15 protein-coding genes, 3 tRNA genes and 2 rRNA genes are annotated in these 19,487 nt (G+C 58.9%); 14 read left to right on the forward strand and 6 right to left on the reverse strand.

Annotated elements, in window-relative coordinates; all coding sequences use genetic code 11:
• Window positions 1–132 precede the first annotated feature (132 nt).
• Both traG and B8783_RS09770 read left to right on the forward strand, forming a co-directional pair.
• On the forward strand, window positions 133–2,055 hold the full coding sequence (gene traG / locus B8783_RS09765; protein WP_084419960.1) for an IncP-type conjugal transfer protein TraG: 1,923 nt from the start codon (window positions 133–135) through the stop codon (window positions 2,053–2,055).
• Between the two features lie 3 nt (window positions 2,056–2,058).
• Entirely contained in the window at window positions 2,059–2,436 is a 378-nt protein-coding gene (locus tag B8783_RS09770) for a hypothetical protein (RefSeq protein ID WP_084419961.1), read from the forward strand.
• Between the two features lie 37 nt (window positions 2,437–2,473).
• Here B8783_RS09770 and B8783_RS09775 read toward each other — a convergent pair whose 3' ends face one another.
• Window positions 2,474–4,138, reverse strand: coding sequence for a ComEC/Rec2 family competence protein (locus tag B8783_RS09775; RefSeq protein WP_084419962.1), 1,665 nt, complete (start codon window positions 4,136–4,138; stop codon window positions 2,474–2,476).
• 211 nt (window positions 4,139–4,349) lie between these two features.
• Here B8783_RS09775 and trbB point away from each other — a divergent pair, with 211 nt between their 5' ends.
• The 12 genes from trbB (at window position 4,350) to B8783_RS18860 (ending at window position 15,710) form a co-directional block, all read left to right on the forward strand.
• Window positions 4,350–5,330, forward strand: a complete 981-nt coding sequence (gene trbB, locus B8783_RS09780; RefSeq protein ID WP_084419963.1) for a P-type conjugative transfer ATPase TrbB — start codon at window positions 4,350–4,352, stop codon at window positions 5,328–5,330.
• An 81-nt stretch (window positions 5,331–5,411) separates the two neighbouring features.
• A complete protein-coding gene (locus B8783_RS09785) occupies window positions 5,412–5,675 on the forward strand; it encodes a TrbC/VirB2 family protein (RefSeq protein ID WP_233355873.1) in 264 nt (87 codons plus the stop codon).
• On the forward strand, window positions 5,675–5,929 hold the full coding sequence (locus B8783_RS09790; RefSeq protein WP_084419965.1) for a VirB3 family type IV secretion system protein: 255 nt from the start codon (window positions 5,675–5,677) through the stop codon (window positions 5,927–5,929). The genes B8783_RS09785 and B8783_RS09790 overlap by 1 nt, the downstream gene beginning before the upstream one ends.
• On the forward strand, window positions 5,923–8,370 hold the full coding sequence (gene trbE, locus B8783_RS09795; RefSeq protein WP_084419966.1) for a conjugal transfer protein TrbE: 2,448 nt from the start codon (window positions 5,923–5,925) through the stop codon (window positions 8,368–8,370). The genes B8783_RS09790 and trbE overlap by 7 nt, the downstream gene beginning before the upstream one ends.
• A gap of 11 nt (window positions 8,371–8,381) precedes the next feature.
• Window positions 8,382–9,095 carry a P-type conjugative transfer protein TrbJ gene (gene trbJ / locus B8783_RS09800; RefSeq protein WP_084419967.1) on the forward strand — a complete coding sequence of 238 codons (714 nt, stop codon included), beginning with the start codon at window positions 8,382–8,384 and terminating at the stop codon, window positions 9,093–9,095.
• 6 nt (window positions 9,096–9,101) lie between these two features.
• Window positions 9,102–10,421, forward strand: a complete 1,320-nt coding sequence (trbL, locus tag B8783_RS09805) for a P-type conjugative transfer protein TrbL (RefSeq protein WP_084419968.1) — start codon at window positions 9,102–9,104, stop codon at window positions 10,419–10,421.
• Window positions 10,422–10,425: 4 nt separating this feature from the next.
• Complete coding sequence (gene trbF / locus B8783_RS09810; protein ID WP_035552024.1) at window positions 10,426–11,121, forward strand: conjugal transfer protein TrbF; 696 nt, start codon at window positions 10,426–10,428, stop codon at window positions 11,119–11,121.
• On the forward strand, window positions 11,118–12,125 hold the full coding sequence (trbG, locus tag B8783_RS09815; RefSeq protein WP_084393366.1) for a P-type conjugative transfer protein TrbG: 1,008 nt from the start codon (window positions 11,118–11,120) through the stop codon (window positions 12,123–12,125). Before trbF ends, trbG begins: the two co-directional genes overlap by 4 nt.
• Window positions 12,122–13,378, forward strand: coding sequence for a TrbI/VirB10 family protein (locus B8783_RS09820; protein WP_084419969.1), 1,257 nt, complete (start codon window positions 12,122–12,124; stop codon window positions 13,376–13,378). Before trbG ends, B8783_RS09820 begins: the two co-directional genes overlap by 4 nt.
• Window positions 13,378–13,614, forward strand: a complete 237-nt coding sequence (locus B8783_RS09825; protein WP_084393364.1) for a DUF2274 domain-containing protein — start codon at window positions 13,378–13,380, stop codon at window positions 13,612–13,614. Before B8783_RS09820 ends, B8783_RS09825 begins: the two co-directional genes overlap by 1 nt.
• Before the next feature lie 2 nt (window positions 13,615–13,616).
• Window positions 13,617–13,928: a DUF736 domain-containing protein gene (locus tag B8783_RS09830; protein ID WP_013301538.1), complete on the forward strand. Its 312-nt coding sequence runs from the start codon at window positions 13,617–13,619 to the stop codon at window positions 13,926–13,928.
• Between the two features lie 195 nt (window positions 13,929–14,123).
• Window positions 14,124–15,710: a recombinase family protein gene (locus B8783_RS18860; RefSeq protein WP_370371246.1), complete on the forward strand. Its 1,587-nt coding sequence runs from the start codon at window positions 14,124–14,126 to the stop codon at window positions 15,708–15,710.
• On the opposite strand, the gene B8783_RS09845 is transcribed toward B8783_RS18860, so the two are convergent.
• The 5 genes from B8783_RS09845 to B8783_RS09865 form a co-directional block, all read right to left on the reverse strand.
• Window positions 15,667–15,743, reverse strand: a tRNA-Met gene (locus B8783_RS09845). The two genes, B8783_RS18860 and B8783_RS09845, sit on opposite strands and share 44 nt — an antisense overlap.
• 180 nt (window positions 15,744–15,923) lie before the next feature.
• A 5S ribosomal RNA gene (gene rrf / locus B8783_RS09850) occupies window positions 15,924–16,038 on the reverse strand.
• Between the two features lie 120 nt (window positions 16,039–16,158).
• Window positions 16,159–18,935 (reverse strand): 23S ribosomal RNA (locus tag B8783_RS09855).
• 283 nt (window positions 18,936–19,218) lie between these two features.
• Window positions 19,219–19,294, reverse strand: a tRNA-Ala gene (locus tag B8783_RS09860).
• A gap of 51 nt (window positions 19,295–19,345) precedes the next feature.
• Window positions 19,346–19,422: transfer RNA gene (locus B8783_RS09865), tRNA-Ile, on the reverse strand.
• Window positions 19,423–19,487: the final 65 nt, after the last annotated feature.

Raw genomic sequence — 19,487 nt, forward strand, 5'->3', positions numbered from 1 at the left:
TCTCGAATGTGATCGGAAAGCTGAGTTCATCCTAAATGAAGAGTTTTTGTTCCCTCTTCATCCCGCGAAATCCATCGGTTCGAAACGGCGAAAGAGAGTAACTTTTCAGCCTGTCGAACGAGAATTTTTTTCATCACTCCCACCAAGTTCCTCCTTGGCCAGTTTCTGCTGACGCTTTTGCTAATCACCTGTTCGGTGTGGATCGCGACGCAATGGGTGGCGGAGGTTCTTGACCATCAGCCTCGCTTGGGCGGTCCTTGGTTCGAACTAGCGGGTCAGCCTGTCTACAAACCCTGGCGGCTGTTCCAGTGGTGGTATGCCTATGACGCTTATGCGCCGAATGTATTTGCGCGTGCGGGTTTGATTGCCTCGCTGGGCGGCATCGCCGGGATTGTGATGGCGATCATCGCGTCGCTCTGGCGGGCAAGACGCGAGAAGAACGCGACGACTTATGGCTCCGCGCGCTGGTCATCGGTTCGGGATGTCCGACTATCCGGCCTGCTTGGCTCGTCAGGTGTGGTGCTGGGACAGTTCAACGGACGCTATCTCCGGCACGCTGGCGCCGAGCACGTAATGGCCTTTGCGCCAACCCGGTCGGGCAAGGGTGTGGGCTTGGTGATCCCTACCCTTCTTTCCTGGACCGGCAATGCGATCATTCATGACATCAAGGGAGAGAACTGGGCACTGACATCGAATTGGCGATCGAGCTTCTCTCGCTGTGTCCGTTTCGATCCGACGGATTTGTCGAGTTCGCGGTTCAATCCACTGCTGGAAGTGCGGCTCGGCGCGCACGAGGTTCGGGATGCGCAGAATGTGGCAGACATTCTGGTCGATCCGGATGGATCCCTCGAGCGGCGAAGTCATTGGGACAAGACGGCGCATTCACTGCTGGTTGGTGCAATCCTGCATGTTATCTACGCTGAAGATGATAAGTCGCTCGCGGGCGTGGCGACCCTGCTGTCCGATCCGGCCCGGCCGATCGATGACACGCTGGAGCGAATGCTTGAGGCGAACCATCTGGGAAGCCGTGACCGGCCATTGACGCATCCGGTTGTGGCGGAAGCAGCGCGAGAACTCCTGAATAAGTCTGAGAATGAAAAGTCGTCGGTCGTGTCGACGGCGATCTCGTTCCTGGGGCTTTACCGCGACCCGGTCGTGCAGCGGGCGACATCCGGCTCGGATTGGCGGATCGAGGACCTGTTCCGGGGAGAGATTCCAGCATCGCTCTACCTAGTCGTTCCGCCGTCTGATCTCTCACGGACCAAGCCGTTGATGCGGTTGATCCTCAACCAGATTGCGCGCCGGCTTTGTGAAGAGTTGCCACATGGGCAGGACCGTCGGCAGACCCTGTTGTTGCTGGATGAATTCCCGGCGCTCGGACGGCTGGACTTCTTCGAGAGTTCGCTGGCCTTCATGGCTGGGTATGGGATCCGTGCCTTCCTGATTGCCCAGTCCCTGAACCAGGTCGAGAAGGCCTATGGGCAGAACAATTCGATCCTCGACAATTGCCATGTCCGGATCGCCTTCGCGACGAATGACGAGCGCACGGCCAAGCGTATTTCCGACATGCTTGGCACCACGACGGAGCAGCGAAACCAGAAGAACTATACGGGACATCGGCTCGCGCCCTGGCTCAGTCATGTCATGGTCTCACAGCAGGAAACTCAGCGTCCGCTTCTGACGCCTGGCGAAGTAATGCAGATGCCGGCCGATGATGCGCTGATCTTTCTGGCGAGCCATCCGCCGATCCGCGCAAAGAAACTCCGCTACTATGAAGATAGGAATTTCATCGAGCGGGTTGGTGCACTGCCGATTGCTGCTGCCGATGCGGATACGTCTCGGCTGAGCGGCTATCACCGATCTGGAGTGTCGCACGCTGACGGGGAGTCAGGCGGGCTGACGCGATCGATTGGCCCTGACATCGGCGATGAGGATGGGATCTCGCAGGATATTGCGACGGATGAAGAGCACGCGCCGCAGCAGCGCGGCAGCATTCAGGACCAGATCGCGCGCTATTACCTTCAAGTCCAGGAAAATGGCGGACGGGAGCTTTAGGGTATGCCACGCAATCCCAGACTTCATATCCGCGTGTCAGAGGCGAACCATCGCAAAGTGAAGCAGTTCTCTGCCGAACATGGTGTCCACGTCGGCACGCTGGTCGACGAAGCTTTGACCCTGTTGTTTACACCGCCTGAAGACCGGCCCGATGCGGCGATTATTCAGCGGCTGGAACGAGTCGAAGATCAGATCGAGAAACTAGAGACAGGCATCGCCTTTCAAACAGACCTGCTAATCGAGTTCATTTTCGAATGGTTGAGACAGCGGCCGGGCAAGAACCCGCTCGAAACACAGGCAGATGCGGCGCGGGCTCGAACTGAGTTAGAGGCGCTGACCAAGCGGGTTGTCGACCGCTCCAATCCGCACATCTGGAACTAAGGATCGAAGCTTAGTTATCCTCCGCAAAATAGCAGCATTACTTTAGATTACTTCCCGAAATCGCATGCGCAACGACCGTCCAAACCCCGTTGTCAAATTCAAGACCAACATCCCCGCTGTCTCCGGGAGGTTTAGTTGGTGTCGCTATCAGGCGTTCAAAGCCCTTGACCGCGGCTAAGCGCGGAGCGCTGGTGAAGAGCAATTCAGGTCCGCTTTGCGGTGTAGCGATATTCTCGATGAAAATGCGGAAGACATCATTCGGCCGGTAGGGTGAACGCACTTCATGGGACAGGAGCATAAAAGCGCTCTGCAGGTCGACCTTGCCCTTACACTGTTCGAGGACGCGGTAGAAATGGGTATTATTACCACCATGGTGGGCAATCTGAACGACATTCAATGGGTGCATCGCATCAAGCAGTTGCCGGTGGTAGGGCTTGTTACCTGATGGTTTGAAGTCCACGCATCCTGTATCGCCGGAGATCAGGATACCCTGCTCATCGGAACGAAGATGGATCACATAGCTGAGCTGATTGCTCTCGGTAATGCTCTTCAGTGGAATTGTCTTGTAGAGCGCAAATGCAATTTGGCGTGCCACAGGAAGTTTCGCGCGATGCTTGTCGATTAGGCCGTTTGATGGGGCGAGCAGAATGAGTTCGAGACCATCGCCTGCACCACTTTTTGCACCAACAAGACTTTCGCTGGCTCCGTGCCACGCAAAGCGCCGCGGCACGCCATCCTGAATGGAGCGCGCAAACATCGGAACCTTCTTCTTTTTTAGAGCGATAACGACCTTGTTCAGTTGCGCCGCATTAATGGCGTTCTTAGCATGCGACTTACGCAACAGATCGAGACGTGTCAGCGCAGTCGTCGGTTGGATGGCCCCGATAATCGGTTCGAAGCCTAGTCGGATCGGCGCGCGGGTGTGGATTCTCCAGGCGAGATACTCAAGGGGATCCTCGGCTCGGATAGGATCAAGAAAGTCGGCGGTCCCTTCATCCAAGGGCTCATAGAGCATTACCGGCTCGTCCGTTACCGCGAAAGCGGCGTGGTCTATTGGAACGGATGTGTCTCGTTCAAGCAGTCTTTCATCTATGTCCGCGATTTCTTGCAGGAAGAACTGATCGGGCGGCATATTATCCCACTGGCGACGTCCGGCCTCCCGATCAGCCTCCTCATGGTTGCGCGCAAAGAGAAGAATATCTCCATCGCCAGTCTCTATGGCGGTCTGCAAATCGTCGGCGACCCGGCGAATGTCGAGAACGCGCCGCTTTTGTTCGGCAAGGTATCGCTCTAGTGTCGGTTGCCGTTTCTGCTCGGGATCCGCATCGAAATCCCGTGCGAACTTGATAGCTAGTAGATTGCTGTCTTCGAGTGGACGCTCGGGAATCGTTTCTTCAGTATCGTCAGCAACTGGCGGCATCCAAGCCTCATCAATACTGACTTGCTCTGACTCAATAATCGCCACCATCCGGTTGAGATGATCGGAATCATAGTGGGTACCGATCAACAGGTTGAGTCGAATGGGGTCATCCTCTCTAGTATTCAACGCACCCCGTAGTTTCTGCAGGATATAGTCGTGCGCGAAGCCTCCACCATGCACTCCCGCGTCGGCCAAGATATTTATTGGACGCTGCGCGTTATCCTGGAACTGCATCAAGATCGACGCGCCCAGATCGACATGGAACATGTCCAGCTTGATCATTTGCTCCCTCCCACTCGACCACACTAATCCGGCATCTTCGCACACTCCACCAACAATCTCTCATAAATAGAAATTTGTCTTGCCAGCATTGTCTGTCCCCGATCGTCGGTCCAGCTCACCCAACCTCCTGTAAGGTCCTCCGGCCCCAACTGTGCAGCACTGTTGAGTGCCCTGATGCTGGTCCCATCACCGATGAGGACCACTTGCCGCCATGTCTGCCCTGCCCCAGCCCAGCGAGACCGAGACGCGCCGTACGGCGATGCTCCGTACGGCCTTTGACGGTCCGGTCGGCGCGGCATTGGCAGCGCCGGACACGATCGAAATCCTCGCCAATCCGGATGGCTCGGTCTGGGTCGAGAAGGCAGGCTTTGGTTTGCGCCGGGCATCAGAGACGCTCGGCCGTGCTGAACGCGAACGGATCATCCGGCTGGTCGCGTCCTCTGTCGGTGAGGCTTGCGACCGGGCCTCTCCCATAGTGTCTGCTGAACTGCCGGGCTCTGGCGAGCGGTTCGAAGGTATTCTACCGCCGGTGTCTGAAGCGCCCTGCTTTGCGATCCGCAAGCCTGCGGGCCAGCCCATTGCACTCGACACCTATGTCGAAACCGGCGCGCTGACGCCAACGCTCTGTGTCGGGCTGCGGCAGGCTCTGGAAGACCGGCTCAATATAGTTGTTGCCGGCGGGACATCCTCGGGCAAGACGACCTTTGCCAATGCTTTGTTGTCCGAACCGGTTCTTTCAGAGGACCGGATCATCATCCTGGAAGACACGCGCGAACTCCGTTGCTCAGCAGAGGACGTGACGCAGCTCAGGACGCACCGGTCCGGCATCACACTCCGCGATCTCGTGCGCTCAACCATGCGGCTCCGACCTGACCGGATCATCGTCGGCGAGGTGCGCGGCGGCGAAGCGCTCGACCTTCTCAAGGCCTGGAATACCGGCCATCCGGGCGGGATCACCACGCTTCATGCGAACTCAGCCTCCAGCGCACTCACGCGGCTCGAACAGCTGGTCGAGGAAGCGACGACTGCCCTTCCCCATGCCCTGATTGGCGAAGCGGTCGACGTGATCGTCTTCATGTCCCGCGCGAGCGGCGCGCGCCGCGTCGAGCAGGCACTCCGGATTACCGGCTTTGACGGCGCCGAATACCGAACCGAGCCGCTGGCTGCCCCTTTTCTCAACATTGTCAATTAAGGAGACCGACCGATGTTCTACGACCAGATAAAGGCCCTCAACCGATCGCTTCACGCCGGCGTACTGCTGGCTTCGGTGAGCATGATATCGCTCCCCGCCCATGCCGCGGGCACGGGCATGCCCTGGGAAGGCCCGCTCGACCAGATCCTGCAATCGATCGAAGGCCCGGTCGCCCGGATTGTCGCGGTGATCATCATCACGCTGACCGGGCTGACGCTCGCATTCGGAGAGACCTCTGGCGGATTCCGCAAACTGATCCAGATCGTGTTCGGCCTGTCGATCGCCTTTGCGGCCACATCGTTCTTCCTGACCTTCTTCAGCTTCGGCGGCGGCGCGGTGCTCTGATGCTCGACGGCTACGAGATCCCCCTCCACCGCTCGCTCGCCGAACCCATCCTGATGGCCGGCGCGCCACGTTCGGCCGCCATCGCCATCGGGACGCTGTCAGCCGCTTTGGCCCTCGGCTTCCGGCTCTGGATACCGGGGCTTGTGGTCTGGGTGGCGGGACACTCGCTCGCCGTCCTCATGGCCCGGTCCGATCCGGATTTTCTCGCCGTCGCAATCCGGTCTGCCCGTCACAAGGAACATCTTTCATGCTGAACCTTTCCGAATACGCGGCGAAACCGGCACACCTCTCAGACTACCTCCCCTGGGCGTGCCTCGTCGCGCCGGGCGTCGTCCTCAACAAGGACGGCGCCTTCCAGACAAGCTTCCGCTATCGCGGCCCCGACCTTGAAAGCTCAACGGAAGCCGAACTCGTTGCGGTGACGGCGCGGGTCAACAATGTGCTCCGCCGGTTCGGATCGGGCTGGGCGCTGTTCTTTGAAGCGGTCCGGCAGGAGGCCGAGAGTTTACCCGAAAGTGCGTTCGGCGATGCGGCAGCCTGGCTGATCGAGCAAGAGCGGCGCGCATCTGGCGAAGAGACCGGGGCAAGGTACGAAAGCACCTACTACCTCACCCTGCTCTGGCTCCCGCCGGCCGATGCGACGGGCCGGGCGGAGAAGGCGCTGATCGAACGGCCCGAAAAGCGGGACGGCGAAGACTGGCGCCAGCGGCTCGAGCAATTCCGGACACGCGCCGCGCAGACGCTGGACCTGCTCTCGACAGCATTGGATGAGATCCATCCGCTCTCGGATGCAGAGACGCTCACCTATCTCCATGCCTGCATCTCATCGAAACGCCATCCGGTCGCTGTGCCAGACTTGCCGGTCTTTCTGGATGCCGTGCTTGCCGACGAATCCTTCGATGGCGGACTTGAGCCTCGCATTGGCAATGTTCATCTTGCAACGCTGACCCTGCTCGGCTTTCCGACATCAACTCTGCCGGGCATGCTGGATGAGCTCAACCGGCTCGGCTTCTCCTATCGCTGGACGACGCGCTACATCGCCATGGACAAGGCCGAAGCCGAAAAGCTCCTGGCCAGGAAGCGCCGACACTGGTTTGCGAAGCGCAAATCCGTTGGCGCAGTTCTCCGCGAAACGCTGTTTAACGAACAGGCTGCCCTGCTCGACAATGATGCGGACAACAAGGCCGCTGATGCCGATGCGGCGCTTCAGGAGCTTGGCTCCGACCTCGTTTCCTATGGCTATGTCACGACCACGCTGACCTTGATGGGCGAGACGCGTGAAGAGGTCGAAGCCCGCAATCGCGCGGTCGAGCGCGTGATCAATGGACGCGGGTTCACCACGATCAGGGAAACCCTCAACGCAGTTGAAGCCTGGCTCGGCTCCCTGCCCGGCCATGTCTACGCCAATGTCCGACAGCCCATCCTGCATACGCTGAACCTTGCCCATCTCACCCCTATCTCCTCGGTTTGGGCGGGCGATCAATGGAACAGCCATCTTGGTGACCGCGCCCTCATTGAGGCGCAGACCGAAGTCACCACGCCGTTCCGGCTCAACCTGCATGTCGGCGATGTCGGCCATACGCTGATCATCGGCCCGACAGGCTCCGGCAAATCGGTGCTCCTGTCGCTCCTCGCGGCGCAATGGCAACGATACGAGGACGCGCAGGCCTTCATCTTCGACAAGGGCCGTTCGGTGCGGGCGGTGACGCTCGCCATGGGCGGCACCTGGTTGCCGCTCGCGGGCGATGAGCGTCCGGCGCTGCAACCTCTGAAAGACATCGATACCGAGCGCGGCGCGAGCTTTGCCGCAGACTGGCTGCTCGGCCTGATCGAAGCCGAAGGCGTGACGGTCACGCCGGACCTGAAGTCCGTCTTGTGGGACGCGGTGCAGTCACTGGCTTCAGCGCCTGTTGCCGAACGGACGCTGACAGGGCTCAGCCTGATCCTGCAATCCGATACGCTGAAAGCGGCGCTCCATCCCTACACGCTGGAAGGCGCCCATGGGCACCTGCTCGATAGCGATGCCGAAGACCTCGACTTGTCATCTGTAGCCTGTTTCGAGATGGACGAGCTGATGCAGACGCCGTCTGCGGTCGCGCCGGTCATTACTTATCTCTTCCACCGGCTGGAAGACCGGTTCGATGGCAAGCCCACCCTGCTCATTCTCGATGAGGCCTGGCTGTTCTTGGATCATCCGGTGTTTGCGGCGCGGCTGCGCGACTGGTTGAAAACGCTACGCAAGAAGAATGTTGCGGTCATGTTTGCGACCCAGTCGCTTGCTGACATTGAAGGCGCCTCCATTGCGCCCGCCCTGATCGAGTCCTGCCCGACGCGGATATTCCTGCCGAATGAGCGCGCGCTCGAGCCGGGATCACAATCTGTCTATCGCCGCTTCGGCCTCAATGATCGTCAGATCGACATCATCGCGAAGTCCGTACCGAAGCGCGACTATTACTATACCTCGCCGCTTGGCTGCCGCTTGTTCGAGCTTGGCCTTGGCGAAGTCGCGCTCGCTTTTTGCGGCGCCGCCTCCCCTGCCGACCAGAAGCAGATGGATGGGCTTCTTGAAGCCGGCGCAGGCGCGGGCTTCGCCCAGGGCTGGCTGGAGCTGAAACAGCTCGGCTGGGCCGCTGACCTGCTCGGCGACTGGCCGGATGCCGCTGGCCGATCCCCCGCCCAGATGGCTGCCGAATAGGAGTCCCGATCATGAAACGCCTATCCCTTTCCATTGTAGTGTCTGCCTTTGTCTGCGCAGCACCCGTAACCGTATATCTGACCCCGCCAGCAGCCGCACAGCTCGCAGTCTATGACCCGGCCAATCATGCCCAGAACATCTTGCAGGCCGTACGGGCACTTCAGGAAATCGATAACCAGGTTCGCCAGCTCACCCATGAGATCGACATGATCGAGAAAATGGCGCGGGATTTGGAAACCCTGCCTGTCGAAGTTGCCCGCGCCATCATTGCCGACCGCATCCGCCGCATCGGAGAACTCATGCGCGACGCCGAAGGGATTGGCTACGGCGTCGAGGAGGTCGAGGAGGAGTATGAGAACCTCTATCCTGAAACCTATGGCGACACACCGCCTCAGTCCGATGTACTTGTAGAGGATGCGCGCGCCCGCTGGCGCCAGTCGCGCAATGCCCACAAGCACACGCTCCTCATGGTCGCTGAGACCGTGCGCAACAATGCCGAGGATTCCGAGGCACTGACCGGCTTGGTGGATGAGAGCCAGACAGCCATCGGCAATCTCCAGGCCCTGCAGGCCGGCAACCAGATCGGTGCACTCTCGGCCGAACAGCTGATCCAGATGGAAGCGCTGATGGCCGCCCATTACCGGGCCATAGCCTTCGACCGGGCACGTGAGCTTGAAGAGGCCGAACGCGGCCGGGCCCGTCTTAAATCCTTCCTCGGAGACTGACCCGTCATGGAAGAGATGGGCGTCATCGACCGGTTCCTCGAAACCTTCATTGCCTATATCGATTCAGGCTTCGGCCTGCTTGCCGGCGATGTCGCTTACCTGACAACCACACTGATAGTCATAGACATCACGCTCGCCGGTCTCTTCTGGGCGCTGTCGCAGAATGCCGACGTCATGTCGGGCCTCCTCAAGAAGGTGCTCTATGTCGGCTTCTTCGCCTTCATCATCGGCAACTTCACCCTGCTCGCCAACATCGTGTTCGAGAGCTTCGCGAGCCTCGGTGTGAAGGCGGGCTCCAGCACGCTGACGGCAGGCGACCTTATGCGACCGGGCTATATTGCCGGGGTTGGGTTCGAGGCGGCAGAACCCTTGCTGGCCGAAATCGGCGACATGCTCGGCCCGATCAGCTTCTTTCACAATTTCATCCTGATTGCCGTAATGTTTCTTGCCTGGGCGATCATCCTCGTCGCCTTCTTCGTACTCGCGGTGCAGCTTTTCGTGGCGATCCTGGAGTTCAAGCTAACGACGCTGGCTGGGTTCGTGCTGATCCCGTTCGCGCTCTGGAACAGGACCAGCTTTCTCGCCGAACGCGTCCTCGGCAATGTCGTCACATCCGGTATCAAGCTCATGGTCCTCGCTGTCGTCATTGGCATCGGCTCGACCCTCTTTACCTCCATCACCGATGCTTTCACCGGCCCGGGCGACGTCACCCTTGCGCAAGTCATGGGGACCGTTCTGGCCGCCATCGTCTTTCTCTGGATGGGCGTGTTCGCACCGGGCATTGCGTCAGGCCTTGTCACCGGGGCACCGCAGCTTGGCGCCGGTTCGGTCGTCGGCACAACAGCCGCTGTGGGTGCGGGCGCGATCCTCGCAGGCACAGGCACAATCGCTGCTGGACGCGCCGCAATTGGCGGGGCGTCGGCAGCGGTCAAGGCCGGGGCCTCAATGTCGGGCGCGGCTCGCACCTCGTATGACCTTGGACGGCTTGGTTCCGGCGCCACCGGCTGGCGCGGGCATCTCGCTGGAGCCACAGGTATGGCGCAGGCTGGCTCGGACGCCATGCGGCGCATGGCCGGACGGCCCTTGCAAGGCGCCCGAAATGCTTACAGGCGCGGCAGTGAAGCCGCCTTTGCGGCAACCGGCGGGAGCACAGCATCTACGGGCGTCAGCGATGCCGGAACCAGCGGTTCAAGCCCGGCCTGGGCCCGGCGCCTGCGCACAGAACAACGCCTGCAGCATGCCGGCGCGATCACTGTGCACGCTCTGAAAGATGGCGACCGCGGCATGGCTGGTGAGAACCCGAAACTTCAAAGAGACGAGGACTGATCCCATGTTCAGGCGAACTTCCACCCATTACGGGCAAAGCCCGCATCCCGAAACGCCTTACCAGAAAGCCGGCCAGATCTGGGATGACCGGATCGGATCTGCCCGCGTACAGGCCAGGAACTGGCGGCTGATGGCACTCGGGTTGCTGGTCCTTCTGACGGCCTCTTCAGCCGCCCTTGTTTGGCGCAGCCTGCAATCCACAGTGACGCCATATGTGGTCGAAGTGGACGACACAGGCTCTGTGAAAGCCGTCGGCCCTGCCCTCGCCAATTACGACCCGACCGATGCGCAAGTCGCCCATCACCTCGCCAACTTCATCTCCGATGTCCGCAGTCTTTCCATCGATCCGGTCATTGTCCGGCAGAACTGGTTGGCGGCCTATGACTATGTGACCGACAAGGCCGCCATCACGCTCAGCGATTATGCCCGCGACAATGACCCCTTCGCCGAGATCGGACGTCGCTCGCGCAGTGTCGATGTCGTAAGTGTCGTCCGCGTCTCGGACGAGTCCTTCCAGGCGCGCTGGCTTGAGAAGACCTACGAGAATGGCGCGCTGACCGGCGTCAAACGGTTCACCGGCCTCTTCACCCTGATCCACTCCCCGCCGCGCGATGCGCCGACGCTCCGCGCCAACCCGCTCGGCCTCTACATCCACAGCCTCAATTGGGGCGAAGACCTTGTCACAGGAGACAACCCATGATCCGCACTCTCACACTGGTATCCACACTTGCCCTTGCCACCGCCTGCGCCAGCGTTCCGGAGGCCGCGCCGATCGAGCCGGAACTGTTTGTCGCCGCCGCGCAGGTCGAGGACGCAGAGCCCCGTCCTGTCGAGATCGTCGAAACACCAACACCTTTGCCGCTTCCCGGCCAGATGAAACCGGTCGACGGGGTCAAGCGCACGGTAACCCGTGTCTATACCTCGCCCTCCGAGACGATCCGCAAGGGCACATCAGAAGCCCGGATCGAACCGTCCGTGGACGGCTATGTAAATGCCATTCAGGTCTATCCCTATACAGAAGGGGCGCTGTACAGATTGTATGCCGCGCCGGGACAGGTCTCCGACATTGCGCTGCAGCCCGGCGAGACGCTGGTCTCTGTCTCGGCTGGCGATACGGTGCGCTGGATTGTGGGAGATACATCCTCCGGTTCAGGCGGAACAGCACGCGCACATGTTCTGGTCAAACCGATCGGCGCCGGCCTCTCGACCAATCTCATGATTGCGACAGACCGGCGGACCTATCATCTGGAACTGGAGAGCGGTGACGGCACCTATATGGCGGCGTTGTCTTGGCGCTATCCGGCCGACGAGCTCTCGCAACTCATCTCTCGCAACAGCGTAGCGCTCGCGCGGGAAGAGACATCAATCATGCCGGGTGTTGCACTCGACCGGCTGGACTTTGATTACCTGATCGATGGTGACCGTCCAGACTGGCGACCCGTCCGCGTGTTCGATGATGGGCGGCAGGTTTTCATCCAGATGCCGGAAGGGTTGTCGACTATGGAGGCCCCGCCCCTCTTTGTCCTTGGCGTTTCTGGCGAGGCCGAACTCGTCAATTATCGCCTCAAGGGCAATTACTACATTGTCGATCATCTCTTCCGGGCCGCTGAGCTTCGCCTTGGTGAGAAATCCCAGACCGTGGTGCGGATCCGCAAACGCGAACCGAGGTCTGGTCTCGCGAGCCTGTTCGGGAGCAAGGGATGAGCGAGCCAGCCCCTTTCCCGCAGGAGGCCGATGCCCTGAAACTGCGCGCGCGGCCGCGACCCGTCACACGGATCAACCGGAAAGTCCTGATGGTCGGCGCCGGGCTCGGTGTGCTGGGGCTCTTTGCTGCCGCCTCCATTGCGCTCGATCCGCCCAAGGCCGCCGATCCCGCGGATCGCCAGGAACTTTACAACACGGCCACGAAGCGCGCGCCGGATGGACTGGCAGAACTTCCCTCGTCGTATGCGACCTGGACGCCGTCGCCCGGAACGCCAAAGCTTGGCGCACCCATGGCCGGCGACCTCGGCGGGACAGTGGTTTCGGAGGAACGCGAATGGGGGCTCGATCCGGAGTGGGATGTCGCAGCCTCGGATGATTTCAGGCCCTCGCCTGAAGATGAAGCCCTTCGGGCCGAACGTCTTGTCGCGGCTAAGCTTGCCGACGCAGCGGGCAAATCCTCCGTATTCTTTGACATTGGCGCTGGGCCGAGCATCGGGCCGGCATCCCTGCCGTCTGCCGGAGTTCCGGCCTCGTTCGGCTCTGAGCTGCTGGCGCTCGCTAGCCAAAGCGCCGGTGCCTTGCCGACAGGTCCAGGTAAGGATGACAACTTGCAAGCCCGCAAGATCGCCTTCGCGGACGAGGCACGCGATGGGGCGATTTACAACCCGCATGATCTCGAGACACCGGTCTCGCCCTACCAGGTCATGGCGGGCACGCTTATCCCGGCTTCGCTTGTGACAGGCCTCAACTCGGATCTGCCAGGTTCGGTCATCGGGCAGGTCACCCAGCCGGTCTATGACACCGTCACCGGAGCTTATCTTCTCATTCCGCAGGGTACCCGGCTGATCGGGCGCTACCAGTCCGAAATCTCATTCGGCCAGCAGCGCGCACTATTGATCTGGGACCGAATGATCTTCCCGGATGGCAGTTCTGTGCAGATATCTGAACCTGCCGCAGACAAGCAGGGTTTTGCGGGCCTTTCTGACCGCACAGACCATCACTGGGACCGGGTATTTGTCGCCGCTGGTCTTGCGACCGTTCTCGGCATCGGCGCGGAACTAGGATCAGACGAGGATGATATCGAACGTGCCATACGGCGCGGGTTCGGCGACAGCGTGTCTGAGGCCGGGGAGCGCGTCGTTGATCGCAACCTCGGCATCCAGCCGACCCTTCGTATCCGGCCCGGCTGGCCGGTGCGGGTCATCGTGACGCGTGATCTCGTGCTGCGGCCTTATTCTCAGGGAGGCCGCTGATGAGCCTTCGCATTGCCCAACTGCCGGATCGCACGCCGGTCAAACTGACCCTCTCTGTTGAACCCGATCTCGCGTCCGCGCTTGCCGACTATGCGGCGATCTATGCCGAGACCTATGGCGCCGAAGAGAAACCCGAAACCCTGGTTCCTGTCATGCTGGAAACCTTCCTCGCATCGGATGCCGGGTTCAAGCGGGCCCGCAAGGCCCTTCATGCCAGAGCCAGCAAAGGAGAATAGCAATGGCGACAATTGGCACCTTCAGCCAGAAGGATGGCAAATGGACCGGGACGATCCGGACCATGACAATCAATGTGAAAGCCCAGATGGTCCCGGTGACCGAGAAAGCCGAAGGCGGCCCGGACTACCGGATCTTCGCCGGAGGCGCAGAACTCGGCGCCGCCTGGCGCGAGGAAAGCAAGGATGGCGAAACTCCATACCTGGCCGTCAAGCTGGATGATCCGGGGTTCGAGAAGCCACTGAGAGCTGCCTTTTTCGAGAAGGAAGAAGATGGCAGCGGCGTGCTGGTCTGGAACCGTCAGAAGCTGAACTAGATCAGCTTCTGCCTATCGGACCGTGAACCGCAAATACCCCAAACTCGTGTCTCGCGGTCGCCTTCCAAAGGCGATCGCGAAGCCAACTGAACCTCCCGAGGACGAATTTTCTGGGGAAATAGCCCCATCTTGGGCGATTGATCTCGCCGAAGCGCTTGCGCGATATCATGCGAGGTTGGCATATCGGAAAGGGTCATGACCCTAAAAGCCGCCATCTACGCCCGCTACTCGTCGGACCTTCAGTCTATTCGTTCAATCGAAGACCAGATTGCTCTTTGCCGACAACACCTAGAACAGAAATCCTGGACCGAAACCGTCGTCTATTCAGACCGCGCGATCTCGGGCGGCGCAATGGTTACGCGCCCCGGTATACAGGAACTGATTAGGGGCGCCGCGAACGGTCACTTCAATGTCGTTGTATCAGAGGCGCTCGACCGCATTTCCCGCGACCAAGCCGACACAGCCACAATCTACAAGATCCTCGCCTTTCACGGCGTGTCGATCGTCACGCTTTCCGAAGGAGAAGTCGACTCGATGCATGTCGGCTTCAAGGGCGTGATGAATGAGATGTTCCTGCGCGATCTGGCGAAGAAGACGCGCCGCGGTCAGACTGGTGTTGTGAATTCAGGTAGATCGGCCGGAGGACATTGCTACGGTTACGACATCCTACCGGGTGAACAGAATGGCATCCTGACCATCAACGACGAAGAAGCTGAGACCATCAGACGGATCATGCGTCTGTTCGTTGAAGGAAAATCTCCGCGAAGCATCGCGGCCATGTTGAATCAGGAAGGTGTCGCAGCACCGCGCGGTTCAGATTGGCGCGCCTCAACGATCAATGGACAGGTGCATGCCGGCAACGGCATCCTGAACAACGAACTCTATATCGGTCGCCGCATCTGGAACCGCAGGCATAAGGTCACGGATCCCTTCTCCGGCAAGAAGCGTATGCGGGCAAACCCCGAAAGCGAATGGGTCATCAATGAGGTGCCGGACCTTCGGATTGTTGATAATGAACTCTGGCAGGCTGTGAAGCTTCGCCAACAAAGGCACTCCCGCAAACGTGGTGGAGCGAAGCGGCCAACACGGCTCCTGTCGGGGCTTCTGGAATGTACTGTGTGCGGCGGTCCAATGTCGATTGTCTCTCAGAACAGGTACGGTTGCTCGACAAGGCGCGAGAAGGGTACCTGCTCGAACAATCGAACCATTGCGGCCAAAGAACTGGAAGAACGCGTCCTTGCAGGACTGAACAACGCTCTGCTTCATCCGGACGCGCAGAAGGCGGCCGCACGCGAGTTTCACGCAGAACTCGTTCGTCAACAAAAGGCGACTGGGAGCGAGCGGTTTCAGCTTGAGAAGGCTATCGCTGAAGCCGGCAGGCGTATCGACCGGATTGTCGATGCGATTGCTGAAGGAGTCGCGACCACTGCCCTCAAGCAAAAGCTGGTCGCCCTGGAAGCAGAAAAAGTCGAAAACGAGGGCAAACTTGCGGCAATGGGCAGCGAGCCCGTTGTGAGCGTTCATCCGAACGCGGGCGAGCTCTATGCCGAGCTTATCGGCTCACTTGTGGAAGTGGTTTCGGACCCGTCTCCGGATGCTGACGAGGTCCGATCCGTCTTGAGGAAGACCATCCAACGGATTTGCCTTGAGCCGCGCAAAAATGAGAGCGGCTATAACCTTGTTATAAAAGGCGATTTGGCCGCCCTGATTTCTCAGGACGGCCAAACTACTCTTATGATGGGTGCGGGAGCAGGATTTGAACCTGCGACCTTCAGGTTATGAGCCTGACGAGCTACCGGACTGCTCCATCCCGCGTCAATTCTTGTCGAAAGCCTCAAAAAGAGACCCCCGAAAACACAAATCCGGCCACAATGGGCCGGACTGCGTCGCAAACTGGCAATTACGGCCAGTCACGTCCCGCCCGGAGGCGGCTATTGTGAGGAAAAGACTTTGTCTGCAAGGTTTATCTCATTTACACATCGCCCGTTTCAGCGGACCCGGCAGCGACTTACTCTCCCACGCCTTAAGACGCAGTACCATCAGCGCTAGGGGGCTTAACGACCGAGTTCGGAATGGGATCGGGTGGGGAACCCCTGCCATAACCACCGGGTCGGCGGAAACGGGCAATGGTGTAAAATCCAACATGTCACTTCATAACCACTTGGTTTGAGGTGTTTTTGATCTGAAAGCCGTTGTGGAGGTGCATTCACCACCACACACGAAGCTTCGCAAGATCAAGCCTATCGAGCAATTAGTACTGGTTAGCTCCACGCCTCGCGGCGCGTCCACACCCAGCCTATCGACGTCGTAGTCTACGACGGCTCTCAAGGGAAACCTGGTTTTGAGGTGGGTTTCTCGCTTAGATGCATTCAGCGATTATCCCGTCCATACATAGCTACCCTGCTGCGCGGCTGGCGCCACGACAGGTCCACCAGAGGTATGTCCATCCCGGTCCTCTCGTACTAAGGACAGATCCTCTCAAGTTTCCAACACCCACGGCAGATAGGGACCAAACTGTCTCACGACGTTCTGAACCCAGCTCACGTACCACTTTAATCGGCGAACAGCCGAACCCTTGGGACCTGCTCCAGCCCCAGGATGTGATGAGCCGACATCGAGGTGCCAAACGATGCCGTCGATATGGACTCTTGGGCATCATCAGCCTGTTATCCCCGGAGTACCTTTTATTCGTTGAGCGATGGCCCTTCCACTCGGGACCACCGGATCACTATGACCGACTTTCGTCTCTGCTCGAGTTGTCACTCTCGCAGTCAGGCAAGCTTATGCCATTGCACTCAACAGACGATGTCCGACCGTCTTGAGCTTACCATCGCGCGCCTCCGTTACTCTTTAGGAGGCGACCGCCCCAGTCAAACTGCCCACCATGCTGGGTCCCGTCCCCATCCAGGGGAGCGGTTAGACATCAAAAAGAATAAGGGTGGTATTTCAACGGCGGCTCCACTCAGACTAGCGCCCGAGCTTCAAAGCCTCCCACCTATCCTACACATATTATTTTTAATGCCACAGCAAAGCTGCAGTAAAGGTTCACAGGGTCTTTCCGTCTGACCGCGGGTACCCCGCATCTTCACGGGGAATTCAATTTCGCTGAGTCGATGCTGGAGACAGTGGGGAAGTCGTTACGCCATTCGTGCAGGTCGGAACTTACCCGACAAGGAATTTCGCTACCTTAGGACCGTTATAGTTACGGCCGCCGTTCACCGGGGCTTCAATTCGGAGCTTGCACTCCTCCTTTTAACCTTCCGGCACCGGGCAGGCGTCAGACTGTATACGTCGCCTTACGGCTTCGCACAGCCCTGTGTTTTTGATAAACAGTCGCAACCCCCTGGTCTGTGCCCCTCATAGCTGGTTGCCCAGTATGAGGCCTCCTTCTCCCGAAGTTACGGAGGTAATTTGCCGAGTTCCTTCAGCATCGTTCTCTCAAGCGCCTTGGCATGCTCTGCCAGTCCACCTGTGTCGGTTTAGGGTACGGTCTTGCGGGAGGGCTATTTCCAGGGACTTCCAGGCCGCCTTCCCAATCCAATAAGGGAAGACAACTTTCGAAATCCGTCACACACTCCCAGGCCACAGAATATTAACTGTGTTCCCATCGACTACGCCTTTCGGCCTCGCCTTAGGGGCCGGCTAACCCTGCGCAGATTAGCTTTACGCAGGAACCCTTGGACTTTCGGCGAGAGGGTCTCTCACCCTCTTTATCGCTACTCATGTCAGCATTCTCACTTCTGATACCTCCAGCACACCTCACAGTGCACCTTCACAGGCTTACAGAACGCTCCGCTACCGCTCCAATGGAGCCCACGATTTCGGTATATAGCTTTAGCCCCGTTACATTTTCGGCGCAGGGTCGCTTGATGAGTGAGCTGTTACGCTTTCTTTAAAGGATGGCTGCTTCTAAGCCAACCTCCTCATTGTCTAAGCAACCCCACATCCTTTCACACTTAGCTATAATTTGGGGACCTTAATCGGTGGTCAGGGTTGTTTCCCTCTTCACGACGGACGTTAGCACCCGCCGTGTGTCTGCCAGATATTACTTCCAGGTATTCGGAGTTTGGTAAGGTTTGGTAAGACGGTGAGTCCCCCTAGCCCATCCAGTGCTCTACCCCCTGGAGTATTCATCTGACGCTCTACCTAAATAGATTTCGCGGAGAACCAGCTATCAGCAGATTTGATTGGCCTTTCACCCCTAGGCACAGGTCATCCGAGTACTTTTCAACGTACAACGGTTCGGCCCTCCAGTGAGTGTTACCTCACCTTCAGCCTGCCCATGCATAGATCATCTGCCTTCGGGTCTAATGCTACGTACTCAGTCGCCCTATTCAGACTCGCTTTCGCTACGCCTACACCTATCGGCTTAAGCTTGCACGCAACACTAAGTCGCTGACCCATTATACAAAAGGTACGGTGTCACTCCGAAGAGCTCCACCTGCTTGTAGGCATCCGGTTTCAGGTACTGTTTCACTCCCCTCGTCGGGGTGCTTTTCATCTTTCCCTCACGGTACTAGTTCACTATCGGTCGGTAAGGAGTACTTAGGCTTGGAGGGTGGTCCCCCCATGTTCAGACAGGATTTCACGTGTCCCGCCCTACTCTAAACGGTCTTCATCTTACGGATACGGGACTATCACCCACTACGGTTGAGCTTCCCAGCTCATTCTCCTTGTTTCAGACCAGGCCTGGTCCGCGTTCGCTCGCCACTACTAACGGAGTCTCAATTGATGTCCTTTCCTCCGGGTACTTAGATGTTTCAATTCCCCGGGTTTGCTTTTCAACACCTATGTATTCAGTGTGAAATACCTCTCTAGTGAAATGAAAGACCTCAGGCCGACACGAATGCCAGCCTGTAGTCCTCCATCTCGGAGGTGGGTTTCCCCATTCGGAAATCACGGGATCAAAGGGTGCTCTCGCCTCCCCCGTGCTTATCGCAGAGTGCCACGTCCTTCATCGCCTCTTACCGCCAAGACATCCCCCGGATGCCCTTTTGACGCTTGATCTCATTCGAAACTCGTGTGCGGAGGTGAACGCACTAAGCGCTCACGCCCACAACACTAATATTTCAGATCAGACATGTTGGTTTCTTGCAGACTGACCCTTTGGCGAAGGCTGTTACGTCATACTCCTATGACACCTTCGTTGTTCGGCTGAAGCTGGCATCACCAGAACCTGGAATACAGGTTCGAGCGGCGATACGAGCCGGATCAGTCTTTCCCTCACGATAACAAACATCCCGGACACGAAGTCCGGAAACTTATAAACTTCTTTCATTCGCCTTTGGCTTGGTGGAGCCTAGCGGGATCGAACCGCTGACCTCCTGAATGCAAATCAGGCGCTCTCCCAGCTGAGCTAAGGCCCCAAAACCAGTAATATTCGGCTGCATAGGGCCCGGCGCACTCCCATTGGGTCGTGGTGGGCCGAGATGGAGTTGAACCATCGACCTCACGCTTATCAGGCGTGCGCTCTAACCACCTGAGCTACCGGCCCTAACCATGGGACCCGGGGGCTCGCTGAACTATGCCGCCCAGCTGGCCGGCACGGCGAATGAAGGA

The organism is Henriciella litoralis (genome assembly GCF_002088935.1).
GTDB lineage: Bacteria > Pseudomonadota > Alphaproteobacteria > Caulobacterales > Hyphomonadaceae > Henriciella > Henriciella litoralis.

Bases quoted from the DNA above. Each gene is read 5' to 3' on its own strand.
- B8783_RS09770 (WP_084419961.1), top strand. From the start codon at position 2,059: ATGCCACGCAATCCCAGACTTCATATCCGCGTGTCAGAGGCGAACCAT.
- B8783_RS18860 (WP_370371246.1), top strand. From the start codon at position 14,124: ATGACCCTAAAAGCCGCCATCTACGCCCGCTACTCGTCGGACCTTCAG.
- trbL (WP_084419968.1), top strand. From the start codon at position 9,102: ATGGAAGAGATGGGCGTCATCGACCGGTTCCTCGAAACCTTCATTGCC.
- B8783_RS09790 (WP_084419965.1), top strand. From the start codon at position 5,675: ATGCTCGACGGCTACGAGATCCCCCTCCACCGCTCGCTCGCCGAACCC.
- trbJ (WP_084419967.1), top strand. From the start codon at position 8,382: ATGAAACGCCTATCCCTTTCCATTGTAGTGTCTGCCTTTGTCTGCGCA.
- trbF (WP_035552024.1), top strand. From the start codon at position 10,426: ATGTTCAGGCGAACTTCCACCCATTACGGGCAAAGCCCGCATCCCGAA.
- B8783_RS09820 (WP_084419969.1), top strand. From the start codon at position 12,122: ATGAGCGAGCCAGCCCCTTTCCCGCAGGAGGCCGATGCCCTGAAACTG.
- B8783_RS09775 (WP_084419962.1), bottom strand. From the start codon at position 4,138: ATGATCAAGCTGGACATGTTCCATGTCGATCTGGGCGCGTCGATCTTG.
- trbG (WP_084393366.1), top strand. From the start codon at position 11,118: ATGATCCGCACTCTCACACTGGTATCCACACTTGCCCTTGCCACCGCC.
- trbE (WP_084419966.1), top strand. From the start codon at position 5,923: ATGCTGAACCTTTCCGAATACGCGGCGAAACCGGCACACCTCTCAGAC.
- B8783_RS09825 (WP_084393364.1), top strand. From the start codon at position 13,378: ATGAGCCTTCGCATTGCCCAACTGCCGGATCGCACGCCGGTCAAACTG.
- trbB (WP_084419963.1), top strand. From the start codon at position 4,350: ATGTCTGCCCTGCCCCAGCCCAGCGAGACCGAGACGCGCCGTACGGCG.
- B8783_RS09785 (WP_233355873.1), top strand. From the start codon at position 5,412: ATGATATCGCTCCCCGCCCATGCCGCGGGCACGGGCATGCCCTGGGAA.
- B8783_RS09830 (WP_013301538.1), top strand. From the start codon at position 13,617: ATGGCGACAATTGGCACCTTCAGCCAGAAGGATGGCAAATGGACCGGG.